Origin of the sequence: Lautropia dentalis (assembly GCF_003892345.1) — a bacterium.
Taxonomy (GTDB): domain Bacteria; phylum Pseudomonadota; class Gammaproteobacteria; order Burkholderiales; family Burkholderiaceae_E; genus Lautropia; species Lautropia dentalis.
Window position 1 is genome coordinate 671,128 of record NZ_RRUE01000002.1, and the last position, 13,926, is coordinate 685,053.

The 13,926-nt window shown below is 62.5% G+C and carries 9 protein-coding genes and 1 pseudogene; 4 read left to right on the top strand and 6 right to left on the bottom strand.

Annotated features, from left to right (window positions below):
- Window positions 1-500: 500 nt before the first annotated feature.
- The 3 genes and pseudogenes from EHV23_RS10800 to EHV23_RS10810 form a co-directional block, all read right to left on the bottom strand.
- On the bottom strand, window positions 501-3,737 hold the full coding sequence (locus EHV23_RS10800) for a hypothetical protein (RefSeq protein ID WP_125096079.1): 3,237 nt from the start codon (window positions 3,735-3,737) through the stop codon (window positions 501-503).
- A 324-nt stretch (window positions 3,738-4,061) separates the two neighbouring features.
- On the bottom strand, window positions 4,062-4,685 hold the full coding sequence (locus tag EHV23_RS10805; protein ID WP_125096080.1) for a LysE family translocator: 624 nt from the start codon (window positions 4,683-4,685) through the stop codon (window positions 4,062-4,064).
- Window positions 4,675-5,244 (bottom strand): annotated as a pseudogene (locus tag EHV23_RS10810) (YqcI/YcgG family protein); the annotation flags it as partial. The pseudogene EHV23_RS10810 and the gene EHV23_RS10805, both read right to left, overlap by 11 nt.
- Before the next feature lie 1,018 nt (window positions 5,245-6,262).
- On the opposite strand from EHV23_RS10810, the gene EHV23_RS10815 reads away from it, so the two are divergent.
- From EHV23_RS10815 to EHV23_RS10830, 4 genes are all read left to right on the top strand, one after another.
- The gene (locus EHV23_RS10815; protein WP_125096082.1) at window positions 6,263-7,711 is read left to right on the top strand and encodes an IS4 family transposase; all 1,449 of its coding nucleotides are present in this window, start codon (window positions 6,263-6,265) and stop codon (window positions 7,709-7,711) included.
- A 330-nt stretch (window positions 7,712-8,041) separates the two neighbouring features.
- Window positions 8,042-8,341, top strand: a complete 300-nt coding sequence (locus EHV23_RS10820) for a hypothetical protein (RefSeq protein ID WP_125096083.1) — start codon at window positions 8,042-8,044, stop codon at window positions 8,339-8,341.
- A gap of 3 nt (window positions 8,342-8,344) precedes the next feature.
- Window positions 8,345-8,953: a hypothetical protein gene (locus EHV23_RS16155; protein WP_238990425.1), complete on the top strand. Its 609-nt coding sequence runs from the start codon at window positions 8,345-8,347 to the stop codon at window positions 8,951-8,953.
- Window positions 8,953-9,117, top strand: a complete 165-nt coding sequence (locus EHV23_RS10830) for a type II toxin-antitoxin system YafQ family toxin (protein WP_125096084.1) — start codon at window positions 8,953-8,955, stop codon at window positions 9,115-9,117. Before EHV23_RS16155 ends, EHV23_RS10830 begins: the two co-directional genes overlap by 1 nt.
- 62 nt (window positions 9,118-9,179) lie before the next feature.
- Here the strand turns inward: EHV23_RS10830 and EHV23_RS10835 are convergent, their stop codons facing one another.
- The 3 genes from EHV23_RS10835 to asnB are packed head-to-tail and all read right to left on the bottom strand — an operon-like array spanning window position 9,180 to window position 13,926.
- A complete protein-coding gene (locus EHV23_RS10835) occupies window positions 9,180-10,994 on the bottom strand; it encodes an O-antigen ligase family protein (RefSeq protein WP_125096085.1) in 1,815 nt (604 codons plus the stop codon).
- Window positions 10,991-12,028: a polysaccharide deacetylase family protein gene (locus tag EHV23_RS10840; RefSeq protein ID WP_125096086.1), complete on the bottom strand. Its 1,038-nt coding sequence runs from the start codon at window positions 12,026-12,028 to the stop codon at window positions 10,991-10,993. Before EHV23_RS10840 ends, EHV23_RS10835 begins: the two co-directional genes overlap by 4 nt.
- Window positions 12,028-13,926, bottom strand: coding sequence for an asparagine synthase (glutamine-hydrolyzing) (gene asnB / locus EHV23_RS10845; protein ID WP_125096087.1), 1,899 nt, complete (start codon window positions 13,924-13,926; stop codon window positions 12,028-12,030). Before asnB ends, EHV23_RS10840 begins: the two co-directional genes overlap by 1 nt.

Genomic DNA, 13,926 nt, shown 5'->3' on the forward strand with positions numbered 1-13,926 from the left:
CCATGACCGGCGCTTCCACCACAGGCCGCAAGGCCGATACCCAGGGCAAGAAAGAGCGCCGTGCGCGTGACGGGACGCTTGTGACCAAGCGAAAGGATGCGGAAACTGGACATCATCGGGGGCGCCAGAAAGCCAGTGGGTCAGGGGAACGGATCAGACTACCACTCGCTGTGCATCCGTTCTGTGCACTATGACAGCTTACGCCTCACATGGCCGTCATGCCGGGGTGAGGGTCTTCTGTATATCAGAAAATGTGAAATGTTTCATGTGGGGGCTGGAAATTACCTTCGCGAGCGCGAGCGCGAGGGTGAGGGCGGCGCATCTCGGGGCAGCAGGAGCGCACGCAGAGGCTGTTGTCTTCACGGGCGCGGTGCAGTTCCAGCAGGATGCCAGCTCGCTCTTCGGGGCTCGGGTGGGTGAAGGAAAGAAAAGGGCCGGTGGTTCTCCGTGAATCCACCGGCCCGGTTGGGTTGCCGAAAATTATCTGGTCATTCAGGTGTTTACTTGTCGAGCGCCCCCTTGTTCAGGCCGATCATGTAGGTTTCGATGTCTTTCAGCTGCGGGCTGTTGAGGTTGGTGTTGAACAGCACGCGGGTGAAGTCGCGGTTGACGGTGGCCTGCGGTTCGGCCCAGTAGGCGTCCTCGGCCCATTCGGAGCGGGCGGTGCTGTCGGCGTGGGCCAGCGGACGGATCTGCGGGTTTTCTTCCAGGCTCACGGCAAACACCTTGCGGTGGAACCACTGCTGCAGGGAGGTGTTGCGGATGCTGGCGCTGGGGTTGCTGGCATTGTGCTCGGCATAGGTGGATACCAGTGCCCAGCCCGGCTTGTCGTAGGCCTTGCCGGAGATGTGCAGCGCGGTGGCCGTGCCGGCCCCGTAGGTCGGGAACAGGCTGGTACGCTTGCCGCTCTTCAGGTTGACCATGAACACGTCGCCGGTGCTGGACTGGTAGTCCACCGCCACATACACGTCCTCACCCTGTTTGTTCAGGGCCAGGTCCGAGTGTTCGGATTCGGTGTGCAGCTGCACGTAGGGCTGCGACGAGACGGCCGGGTTGTGCGGGCTGGTGAAGTCGCGGGTATAGGCGCGGGTGCCCATGCCGTTGTAGGCCCACGAAACCACGCAGTAGTTGCCGGAGGGGCTCATGCTGACATGGTCCGGACGGGAGTCCAGGTTCATGTGGCCGATGATGCGGTCTTCCTTCATGTCCCAGGTGACCACACCCACGCCCTGCCAGGCGGTGTTGTCCACCATCAGGCACCAGTAGCGGCCATCCTTCGACGGGGCGCCTTCCGATTTGGTCCAGGCGGTGGCGGCATTGGGCCAGAAGCTCTTCAGGCGTGCGCCCAGGTCACCCACCACGCGACGCTGGCCGCTGGCCACGTTCAGCTCGTTGATGGTCATGCCCAGGCCATTGTTGGGCACGAAGTACAGGATGTTCGGGTTGGTGGGGTGCCATTGCGGTTCGGCATCGCCGGCTGGACCGTTCAGCACTTTTTCGTATTTGGCCGTGTGGGCGTCGTACAGGTGCCAGTAGCCGTCGGAGGCGTACATCAGGAACTTGCTGCTGTCGGCGTTGAAGGCCTGACGGCGCGAGTAATCACTGCGGTGGCGTTTTTCGCTGGCACTGTTCTGGCCGTTGTGGGTGACGCGCACCTGGCAGGTGTTGTAAACCGGTTCCTGCGCAGCCACGCCGGTGGCTGGAATGCTGCGGTCGGGAACCTGGGTGGTTTCCTGGCCTTTTTTCAGCGGCAGGTTGCGCGACAGTACCGGGGCGCAGATGTCCTGGCTGGCCGACGTGGCACGGAAATCGCTGTGGCCGTTGTTTGCGGTACTGCCGTTCTGTGAGGATGGCGTGCCGCTGCGGTCCTGCTGGCTGCCGGTATGGCTACTGCCCGAACTGCCGTTGTTGGCTGAATCATGGCTGCTGCCAGAATTGCTGCCGTTGCCGTTGCCGTTGCCGTTGCCGCTGGCCGATGACCCCTGCGATCCCGTGCCCGGAACCAGCAGGTTGCCGGTCTTGTTCGCGCCGTTGCCCGATGCGCTGCTGCCCTGCTGGCCATGGCTGGTCGCGGGGGCAACCGGCTGGGGTGTGGGCTGGGCAACGGGCTGCACCTGGGCGGCCACGATCTTCACGGCGGGGGCAGACAGGTAGACCTCGTCACCATCGACCCCGATGATTTTCTCGGTGTAGACGATGGTGGCGCCCACGTCGGCATCGGTGGGCGTGTACTCGGCCCCGCCGGTCAGCACCTGGCCATTTTTCAGCCAGTAATTGATGTGCAGGTGGCCCCACTGGTAAACGCCGGTTTTGCCCACCAGTTTCTGGCCCTGCATGGCCGTGTTGTTGACCGCGCTGGTGCTGGGCTGCTGGTGAATGGAGGGGTAACGCGCACCCACCACCTGTGCCTGCTGCGACTGTACCGTGATGGTCTGGCCGCTGGCCGGGTTGCGGATGGTTTCGACGTAGGACAGTTTCTGGCCCACGTCATCCTTGCCGGGGATGTAGCTGTCCAGCGTGGCATTGGCGATGGGCTGGCCATTGCGCAGCCATTGGCGCTGCGTGACCTGACCGTGCTGGTAGGTGCCCGGCGTGGCCTTGACGGCTACGCCGGCACGGATGCGGGTGTTGCCGCCGGCAATCAGCGGGGTGCGGCTGGCTACCGGCGGCTGGCTGGCGGCTGCCTTCTGGCTGGCGCTTTGCGCGCTTTCCGTACGGCCGCCCTGGCTGCCCGTCTGCGCAGGGGTTTGGCTGCTGGCCTGCGTGGTGGTCTGGCTGCTGCCGGTGCTGGCGGCGGGTGTGCTGCCCGGGGTGGCCGTGGCAGCCACCACCTTCACCGGGGCGCTGTAGGCCCAGGTTTCTTCGCCGGTGCTGGGGTTGCGGACTTTTTCGCGGTAGACCAGCGTCTTGCCGATGTCGGCTTCGGTAGGGGTGTAGGTGGCCTGGCGGCCGTTGGGGATGTCCACGCCGTCACGCGTGCGGAAGCCGGCAACGGGTTTGCCATTCTTGTACAGGCCCACCACGCGGGTGATGGGGGTGCCCACGCGCACGATCTGGCCGGCGGGACCGAAGGCGGGGGCGCGGACGATGATCGGTGCCGTGGTGGTCTTGCCCTGGGTCGCCTTGGTCTGGATGTTCCGGGCGGCTGCGACGTTTTCCGTGCTGCCGGTTTCGGGGAACCAGATGTCGTCCTCGGGCATGACGGGGATGATCTCGCCCGTGGTGCCTGAAGGCACCTCCATACCGTTGCCTGTAGCAAGGGCGGGTGAGCTGGCGCTGCCACTTTGTTGGGCCTGGCTGCCCTGGTGGGTGTCGGCCACAGCCGCATCGTGGCCGTCCGCCAGCTGGGCTGCTGCCGTGTAGGCGGCCGTGCCCGTAGCGTTGCTGCCGTCAGGGATGCTGTCGGCTGTGTCGGGTTCGTTGGGTGTGCCCGAATCGCCGGCCAGCAGGCCGCCCAGGTCGCCATGGGCGGCGATCATGGTGCCGCCCGATACCGGGCTGGGGGCTGAACCGGTCTGGCTGTCTGCACCGCCGCCGCCGCAGGCGGCCAGCAGGCTGGCGCTGAGCACCAGGGCGCCAAGGGTCAGGCTGCGCGGCACGGCGTGGGCCGGCTGGCGCAGGGAGACAGAGGAGGTGATGCTGGTGCTGTCTGCCAGGGGCAGGAGGGATGCGGTGTGGCCAGAAGGGACGTGTGCCGGTCGGGCAGCAGTCCGCGAGGCCAGGGGGAGGTTCTTCATGATCCAGCGTGGGCGTGTCGGTGGGCTGCACGGCGGGCCGGTGCAGGCCATCGGAAACGCCGTGCCGTTCATGGACCGTCCGGAATCCTCGGGCCGGAACAGGCTGCAGCGGACTGCAGTCTGGCCGGGAGGCTCCCAGGGCGATGTCGTGAAAAAGTCACGCGCATTCTGGGCAGGATGTGGTGTTTGTGAAACGCTGGAAGGATGGGTGGCTGCTCGGCAGGGACAGGGGGGCGGTCCGGCCGATGGGCGGGACGAGTGGCCGGTTGGCAGGGATCAGGGGGCTGACAGCCGACCGGCGGATGAATGGGGACAAGTGTCTGGTCAGACGAGAGACTTCAGTGTCATCATCATGCTGCCCAGGGCGATCAACATCAGCAGGACCCCCGAAATCCTGAGCATTACCTGATGCATGCTGGGTTTTAGCAGGCGGCTGACCATATGGGAAACCAGCATCAGCGTCGCAAAGTCCAGAATGATCCACAGGGCCGTCAGCACGACAAGGCTCTGGCTGTACTCGGGCGTGACATTGATGAACTGGGGAAAGAACGAGGCGAAGAAAATGATGTCCTTCGGGTTCGAGATGGCCATGGCAAAGCCCTTGATAAACCCGCCGGTACGCAGGTTCTGCAGAGCTTGTGATTCGTCATGCACGTCGCGTGCTGCGCGGAGCATATCCCAGCCCAGCCAGCCCACATAGCACCCCCCAGCAAGTTTTAGCAGGTCAAATGCCGTTTCATTGACCGAAAAGATGCCTTTGAGTACCAGTGCGGACAAGGCGATGAGAACCAGCGATGCTGCATTCGTGCCGAAGATGGTACGAAGTGCCTGCCGGGGGCCTCCTGCCAGCCGTGCGCCTGTAACCAGCAGCATGACGGGACCGGGAAGGGCAATCATGGTCACGACCGAGGCTACATAAATGGCGGTAATACCGTAGTCAATCTGCATGCCGTTGTTTCCTTGAGTGACTTACGTGGCTGAATGGGCAGCGGTCTGGCCTCCTCATTCCTTCTTCTTCCAGCTGATATTGCTTCCATTCCTTGTTGGATTCTTCGCCGTAGAAACCGAGTTCTGGTGGGACGAAACCGTTATTGTACTTCTCCAGACGTCTTCGTATATTTTCTCTCAATAGCCGACCTTGCCTGGTATTCAGGCTTGCTACTGCATCAAAATTCTCTCGTGGATTGATCACGAGTGTCATGAAGTCACAAAGATTGCGATTCCTCAGGCGTTTGTGCTCTCCGGAGCTCATGTTTATAAAAAGCTGAACACCATTAAAGCAAAAACACCATGCTGGATTATCTGGGTCGTCAGGAATCTCATCAGGCCATTTTTCGGGGTCGTGAATGTGAATCCATTCCAGAGCGTTCCATGCGATGGTATATCTTTCGGATCTTGCAAATTGTCCTGTGTCGCAAAAAAATACAACCAACGGGCATAGGATGCGATTGTCGATGGGGGTTGACTTTGTGAAATTGGTGTATTCGATCATTCCACGAAGGAGGTTCGAAAAATCATTGGGCTCCTAGACGAAAAGAAATAGTGTACTTCCTTTTGCCCAGGATTTCTGTCCAAATGGACATGGAAAATTTTTGTCTGAAATCGTGTGGGCAAATTGAGCGAATGCTTTTTGCATCCAGGCTTCAAGTTCCTTTTGCCGAGTTTCGACAAGTAATCTGTTTTGAAGAACACATTCTTTGCCATGCTTTATCAGTGAGGTGCGGTACTCTTCCCATGTTTTCATTTGGTATCCCCTCCGTTTGGTTGTTATCCGAACGTGTTTCTATGTTAACAAAGTTATTGCGCGTTTCGTTGATGTTAGGGAATGTCCTGATTCTACGCATGTCTTATAGGTCAGAATTGGTGTCCGATGGATATACGTCCATAACCCGAGGGCGAAACAGGACAAGGAACGTGACCAGATATGCAAAGGCATTCAAGGATAGAGGTAGCCCGGCTGCTGCCACCGGGGAGCGTTTCGGTGGATTTGGTGTCGCAGGAACCGCACATCTCGGTGGCGACGCTGGAGCGCTGGCGTGCCGCTGCATCGGAGGCACCCAGGAAGGCCGACAAGGGCTGGCTGTGGACTTTCGTACCCGGCGCGAAAGAGGGTAACTGGGCGGTGGCCTACCACTTTGGCGACAACCGGACCTGCGAGAAGGCCCGGGCTTGCTGGATGATTGGAGGAGCGTCCTGGTCTGCGATGACTTCGGCGGTTACCAGAAGGGATTCCGGCAGGGAGGTGGGCTGCACGGCGGGCCGGTGCAGGCCATCGGAAACGCCGTGCCGTTCATGGACCGTCCGGAATCCTCGGGCCGGAACAGGCTGCAGCGAACTGCAGTCTGGCCGGGAGGCTCCCAGGGCGATGTCGTGAAAAAGTCACGCGCATTCTGGGCAGGATGTGGTGTTTGTGAACTTTCGATTACCCACATCTCAACCCAAAGCTAATGACAGGTGGTAGGCTTTACACATGAGGGGCACTTGACAATAGCGGGTCATCGCCCCAGGGCGCGGAGGTGGCATCGATGGGAGCACGAGGCCGGTCAGCGGATAGCGACAGGATAGATGTGGGCAGGGAGTGGGTTGCCGAGGAGGTGTCCGGTTGCCAGTTTCCGGACCAACGTCTCGGGAGCAGGTTGCACAGCTTGATGGGAGGTCTGGGCGCACAGGTCGGGAGCACCATTCCCACCGCATGTGAGGACTGGGCCAGCATCAAGGCCGCCTACCGGTTTCTGTCCAATGACAGGGTGGATGAACATGCCATTCTGTCCGGGCACATGAAGGCGACGGCAAGACGGATTCGGGCAGCGGATGGCCCCATACTGATTCTGCACGACACGACAGAGTTTTCGTACGACCGGGAGGATCCGGAATCCATCGGCTACACCAGAGAAATGCCCTCTGCCCGAAAGGATGTGACAGGCAAGACGATCCGCTACCGTGTGTGCGGTGTCATGATGCATTCAAGTCTGGCAATAACGCTACAGGGGTTGCCATTGGGGCTGAAGTTCTGGAGTCGCAAGCAGTTCAAGGGCACACAGGCGCTCAAGAACAGGATCAACCCCACCCGGATTCCGATCGAGGAGAAGGAAAGCTACCGGTGGCTGCAGAACGTGGGTCAGTCCACGGCGTTGTGCGGCGATGCGTCACGCTGTGTGCACATTGGGGACCGCGAGGCCGATATCTACGAGCTGTTCTGCACTGCTCATCAACAGGGAGCAAAGTTTCTCTTCCGGACGTGCGTAGACCGACTGGCTGGAGACGGAAAGCATACAATTGCCGACGAGATGGCCGAAGTTGCCGTCAAGGGGCTGCATCAGGTCGAGTTTCGCGACAAGAAGGGCAAGCTCTGCCATGCCGTACTGGAACTGCGCTACCGGCACATCAGGGTCAGGCCTCCCACAGCCAAGCAAAAACACTATCCCGATCTGGAACTCACGGTACTGCATGCGCGGGAACGGAACGTACCGAAGGGCAGGAAACCGCTGGACTGGAAACTGATCACGAACATGCCGGTTCGCTCACGGCAGCAGGCCATCGAGAAGCTGGACTGGTATGCGATGCGCTGGAAGATCGAGACGTTTCACAAGGTTCTGAAGTCTGGATGCAAGGCGGAGGAGGCTCTGCTGCGTACGGCTGACCGGTTGAGCAACCTGATTGCGATCTACTGCATTCTGAGCTGGCGCATTCTCTGGCTGACGATGTTCAATCGCACCAGTCCAGAAGAAAGGCCAGAGCTGGTCTTCACGGAAACAGAGATGCGGGTGCTGGACGCGAAGATATCGAATACGGGCAAGATCAGGGACATGCCCCGTTCAGTGGAGCGCTATGTGATCATGCTTGCGCGTCTGGGAGGGTATATCGGGCGGCGCAACGACCGCCCGCCAGGGAACAAGGTGATCTGGCGAGGGATGGTCCGATTGACGGACATTGTGTTCGGTGTGATGCTTGCCGAACAAGATGTGGGTAATTGAAAGGTTTGTGAAACGCTGGAAGGATGGGTGGCTGCTCGGCAGGGACAGGGGGGCGGTCCGGCTGATGGGCGGGATGAGTGGCAGGTCGGCAGGGATGAGGGGGCTGACAGCCGACCGGCGGATGAGTGGGGGATTTCTCTCCTTCGGTGTCTGGCTCGAAGGGGGTCTGGGGGCGAAGGGAGTTCGCGGGGACGAAAGAGATCATTGCACGCATCCAGCGATGCAGCCATCCCGGTTGTTCCGGTCAGCTGGATGTGATTCAGCCGTCCTGTGTGGATGGCTGGTGTGGGATACTTCAATGGGCCTGTCGAGAGGGAGAAGAAGATGCAGATGAGTGAACCGAAGAGCTATCTTCCCGCGGAAGAGCGGGAGGCCTTTCTCAGGGAAGGAAGGATGGATGCCCTGTATATCGCCGAGTCGTTGAGGGCAGGTGAAGAGGGTGATGAAGACACGGCCTGGGCATGGCTGGCACAAGGCCAGATGCCGGCAGAAGTCCTTCTCGCGCTCAAATGGAATCTGGGCCCCGACTTCATCAGGAAGAAGGGTCTGAAAACGGAACTGGCCGATGAAGCCTATGGGAAAGGCTGGATGGAGAAGGAGAAGTACACGGAAAAATCCTTGCAGGGGTAAAGCGTGGACAAGACGATTGGAACGTTCAACCGTTTGCTGTCCGTCGAACGCTATGCGGTCAGTTCTGTGAAGGCGACCCCGGAGGGGCGAAACCTGGAAACCTCTCAGCGGAATCTGCTCAAGAGCCTTCGCGAGCTGGGAAAGTCAGGGAACTTGCCCATGATCGTTGCGGTGGAAAAGACGATCGTTGAGGCAGAGCGTGCCTACTACGCCAATAGCAGGGCCATGGATGCCAGTCTGAAGACTGCCCTGCAGGAACTGGATGTCGTGGAGAAGCACATCGGTATCGTTGATGATCCGGTGCGTTACAAGGCTGTGGACGAGGTCTACAGTCTGCCCCGGAGCCGGAAAGGTGGCTTGCCGAATGACGAGGCGCGTCAGGCATTGCGCAGCCACTATGCCAGGCTGAGCAACATGGACAAGGCCCGTTTGGGTGATGTCGAGAAACAGCTCATCGATGCCAGAAAGTCGAACATCTTTCAGGCCGAGAAACTTTACAGGGAACGTCAGGCCAACGCGTTGACGGCGGAAACGCTCGCAAAGAGCGAACGTGGTGAGGATGTGCATCACGCCAGGAATGCGGACGACCTGTTTGACCAGCTGGACATCTGATGTGCCAGCCCGACTGTTCCGGTCAGTTCAGGTGTGACGTGAAGCAGGCACAGAGACGCGGCAAGGACATCAACAAACTCAAGGCCCTGCTTGCGTTGCTCATCGATGGCAAGCCGCTACCAGCAGTCTGTCTCGACCACCCGTTACCGCGGGGTTGCCAGTGAAGGCCCGTGTCGCAGGGAAACACCCTTCCTGCTGGTGTTTCCCGACCTGCCGGGCCAGAGAGTCATTCCCCCGGCCTGATCAGCCGCCCGTCCTTGTCACGTGCCGGCGGGGTACGCTTGCCCGCGGGTTTGGCCGCAGCGGGCCGCGCGCCGGCGGGGGCTGCACGGGTGCCGTCCGGCTGTCTGGGGGACGGGGCGGCATGGGCGGTACCGGTGTGCGTGCCCGTCCGGCTGCCCGGTGCTGCGCCGCGCTGGCCGGTGGTGCCTGTGGCGCCGGTGACACCGGCAGTGGATTCGGCGTTCCCCATGGTTCCGGCAGGGTTCAGCAGCCGCCCATGGGCATCACGGGCCGAGGGGCGTGTGGCGGTGCGGGGGCCGGCCTTGCCGCCGGGGTAGCGACTGGACGTGCGGGAGCCTGCCGGTGTGCCCGCGCCCATGGCTGCCCCGGCAGCGCCGCCGCCATGCATCGACGCAGCGGCGCCGGCGCCTGTTGAAGTGCCCGTGCCGGCGTGCATCGAAGCACCTGCACCCACTGCGGCACCTGCACCAGCCCCCATCGCAGCAGCGGCACCGGCGGCCGCACCGGTGACGGCTGCATCGCTGTCGGCGGCGTCTTCGCTGCCCGGCACCACCGTCTCGTCCAGCACGCCATTCTTCAGCATCACCCAGTAGCGTGCTGCCAGGGCCGTCAGAATCCAGTAATTGCCGGTCACGGCGCCGTCGAGCAGGCGGCTGCCGTACAGATTGCCCAGCATGACGGCGATGGTGGCCCCGGCATAGCCAGCCGCCAGGGTACGCTGGTCGGCGGTCTTTGCCAGCTTCCAGAGGCGCCAGGCCAGCGTGGAGAGTGCTCCGTACAGCACCAGCGTCATGATGCCGCCGAACGGGCCGGCCTCGGTGGTGATCAGCACCAGGAAGTTGTGGGCATCCATGCCGGACAGGCTGGGTACCTCGCTGCCGATCTCACGCTTGAAGTGGTTCAGGCCAATGCCCCACGGCCGTGACAGCAGCAGCCGGCCGGCGCCTTCCCAGAGAACGAAGCGGCTTTCGGTACTTTCGTCCAGCTGCTCCTCGCCGGTTTCCTCGGAGACCTGCTCGGTCATGGCCAGACGGGTGACCACGCCCTCGGGTACCCAGGATTCATAATTCACCACCGCCAGCAGGATCAGGAGACCCAGCACCACGTTGCGCTTCATGGTCATCAGCAGCAGCATGGCGGCCACGATCAGGTAGGCCTGACGTGAGTACGTGCAGAAGATGGCCAGCAGCAGGATGCCTACCCCGCTGATGCCTCCCCAGCGCACCAGGGGCCGCCCCTTCTGGTAGAGCGCGACGGCGGCAAACACCGGCATGAACATCGAGTAGAACACGGCAGCCAGGTTGGACGCCTTGTAGTTGGTGCCGAAGGGGCCGGCGGCCCGCTTGGTTTCGCCGTAGACGCCAAAGCCGTAGTCGATGCCTTCGCGAATGGCTTCCAGCCCCGCTACCGCCGCCACGAACAGCACCATGTAGAACATGTGCCGCAGGGTGGTCTCGTCGCGCACGGCATGGAAGAAGACGAAGTACAGGCACAGGAAGAACAGTGAGTTCTTCAGCGCCGTCAGATCCTCCATGATCATCGAGGGGTCGGACAGCTGCCCGGCCAGGAAGGCCCAGCCCAGCATGCAGAAGTAGGCGATGAACACGCCCTTCAGCGGTGTGGCGTCGGAGAGGGGCAGCTGTTTGTTGCGCTGGTGGACGAAGTACAGGATGGCGAGAAACAGCAGGTTGATGGAGTTCAACCCCTTCACGCCCAGGTCTGCCGGCAGGTGCAGCTGGTTGGGCACCCACACGATCATGGCTGCCAGCAGGTAATTCAGGAGCTTGTTCTGGTTCAAGGGGTGGCGTCGATGATTTGCAGGTTGCGGATGGCCCGTTTGAAGTCACCAACCGGGGTGTCGGGCATGCCGACGCGGGCAATGGCGTAGCGCGAGGCCGGTGCCTGGTTGATGCCCCGGCGGGTGTCCACGGCGTGGTGGAATCCGAGTGCCGCGAGCAGGTCGGGCATCCACACCGATGAGCGTCCGCCGGGGTAGGCAAAGCTGTCGACGGGCTGCTGGGTGAGTTCCTGCAGCTGCTGGCGCGACGCGCCGAGGTCGGCCATCAGCTGTTCGCGGTTGAGCAGCTTGGGGTCGATGTGCCGGGTGGTGTGGGCGCCGATCTGAAAACCGCGCCGGGCCAGTTCCTGCACCTGCTGCGTGTTCATGCGCCGGGCCTGCAGCGCGGGTGGAATGGGGCCCGGTTCGAGCATCTCTTCCATCTGTTCGAGGCACTGCTCGATGGCGCCGGGATTGCGTTCCCACAGCGCATTGAGAATGACCTTGCAGCTGTCGGCCCGCACGTTGCGGCCCAGTGGCAGCGGGTGGGGCAGTTCCGGCAGGCCGATGCTGCGCGGGTCCACGCTGTGCGCCTGGGTACAGGCCAGGATGGCGATGGCCCGGTCCCACCACATAGGATGGCCGGTTTCCAGGCCACCGGTGATGACGTAGAAGGTGGCGGGCAGCCGGTATCTTTCCAGCAGGGGGGCGGCGTTGCTGAGGTTGTCCAGCAGGCCGTCGTCGAAGGTGATGGCCACTGCGTTGGGCGGCAGCGGCTCGTTGTTGAGCAGGTGTTCCACCGCCTGGGTGAGCGGCAGGACATGGGTGTGGGCAGCCAGCCAGGCCAGCTGCTCCTCGAAATACTTCTGGCGGACGCACATGCCCAGCGCGAATGGATCGGACGCCAGGTCATCGATGACGCGGTGATACATCAGCACGAGCAGCCGGTTGGGCTCGCCCATCAGCCGCTGGACCTTCTCGTCGTACACGCCGACCTTGTCGGCCAGGGGCGAGACGATCTGTTTGATGATTTGTTTTCCGCGATCTTTCAGCATTACGTCACCGGAGGTCGGGGTCTCTGTTCCGGCAGGGTCTTCAGCCAGGTTTCCAGCACCATCACCATCCAGAGCAGTTCGCCCCGGTCCTGCAGGCCCTGCTGGTGTTCGTCCACCAGGGTCTGGATGCCCTGCATGCTGAAGAGGCCGCGTTCACGGAAGGCGCGGCTGCCGATCGTGTCCAGCAGCATGGGCTTGAGGTCGGTGCGGAACCAGCTGGCCAGCGGAATGGCAAAGCCCTGCTTGCGCTTGTTCAGCACATCGGCAGGCAGCAGCCGGGCGGCAACCTTGCGGAACAGATATTTGCCCTGTTCGCCCCGCAGCTTCATGTCGAAGGGCAGCCGGGCGGCAAAGGCAATGAGGTTCTGGTCAAGGAGCGGCGCACGTCCTTCCAGCGACACGGCCATGGTGGTGCGGTCCACCTTGGTCAGGATGTCGTCGGCCAGGTACGTGTCCATGTCTCCGGACAATATCCGCTCCATGTCCGAATCGATGTCGGATCTGACGAACCGTTGCCGGATACTGCCGAATGGATCGGTTTTCGCGCGCTCGCCGAACAGCAGGCCGAGGTCGGCCGGGCTGGCCAGCCCTACCAGGGCCAGATAGTCGTCGGGCCACGGCAGGCCCATGCGCTGGCCGATGCCGGCCAGCCGGCGGCCCTTCGCGCCGGGGATCAGCGCACCGGCCAGCCTTGCCAGCCCGGGGCCCATGCCCAGCGTACTGCGGCGGATACGCTGCAGCGCCGCATAACGCCTGTAGCGCGAGTAGCCGGCAAAGAGTTCGTCGCCGCCGTCGCCCGACAGCACCATCTTGACGTGTTTGGCGGCCAGTTGCGACACCAGATAGGTGGGGATGGCCGACGAGTCGCCGAAAGGCTCGTCGAAGTGATGGGCCAGTGTGTCGAGCAGGCCGGTGGCATCGGCACGGACCACCAGTTCGTGGTGTTCGGTGCCCAGGTGTTCGGCCACGCGGCGGGCGTCGGGCAGCTCGTCGAAGGCGGCCTCTTCGAAGCCGATGGAAAACGTCTTGAGCGGCTGCGACAGGTGGCGGGTCATCAGCGCGCAGACCACGCTGGAGTCCAGTCCGCCGCTCAGGAAGGCGCCAAAGGGCACGTCCGAGACCAGGCGTACCTTCACGGCGTCGTCCAGCTCTGCCAGGAGGCGTTCTTCCAGCGTGGCCTCGTCGTCGGTCCACTTGGGCTGGAAGTCCACGTGGGCGTAGCGGGTCTGCTGGATGGTGGGGGCGCCGCCATCGCGGCCCGGCTCGATGCTCATCCAGTGGGCCGGGGGCAGCTTGGCAATGCCCTCGAAGATGGTGTCGGGCGCCGGAATGTAGCCCAGGCTGAAGAAGTCCTGCACGGCCGGCATGGACAGTTGCGGTGTCCAGCCGGGCACGGCCAGCAGGGTTTTCAGCTCGGAGCCAAAGCCCAGCAGGCCGGGCGAGAGTTCACCCACGTACAGCGGCTTCTTGCCGATGCGGTCGCGGGCCAGCACCAGCCGCCGCCGGTCCTGGTCGACCACGGCGATGGCGAACATGCCGCGCAGCCTTTCGAAGCAGGCGGTGCCGTACTCGGCATAGGCATGGGCGATGACTTCCGAATCGGAATGGCTCTGGAACACGTAGCCGCGGGTTTCCAGTTCCCTGCGCAGTTCGCGGAAGTTGTAGATCTCGCCGTTGAACACCACCTGGATGCGGCCCCCGGCACTGCTGACCGGCTGGTGGCCCCCGGCCACGTCGATGATGGCCAGACGGCGCATGCCGATGGCGGCCCAGTCGTTCTGGAAGGTGCCCTGATCGTCGGGGCCGCGGTGCACGATGCTGGCGCACATGGCCTGCAGCGTTTGCGGCCCGGGCAGGGGGCGGCCATCGAGGGAGATCAGTCCGGCAATGCCACACAT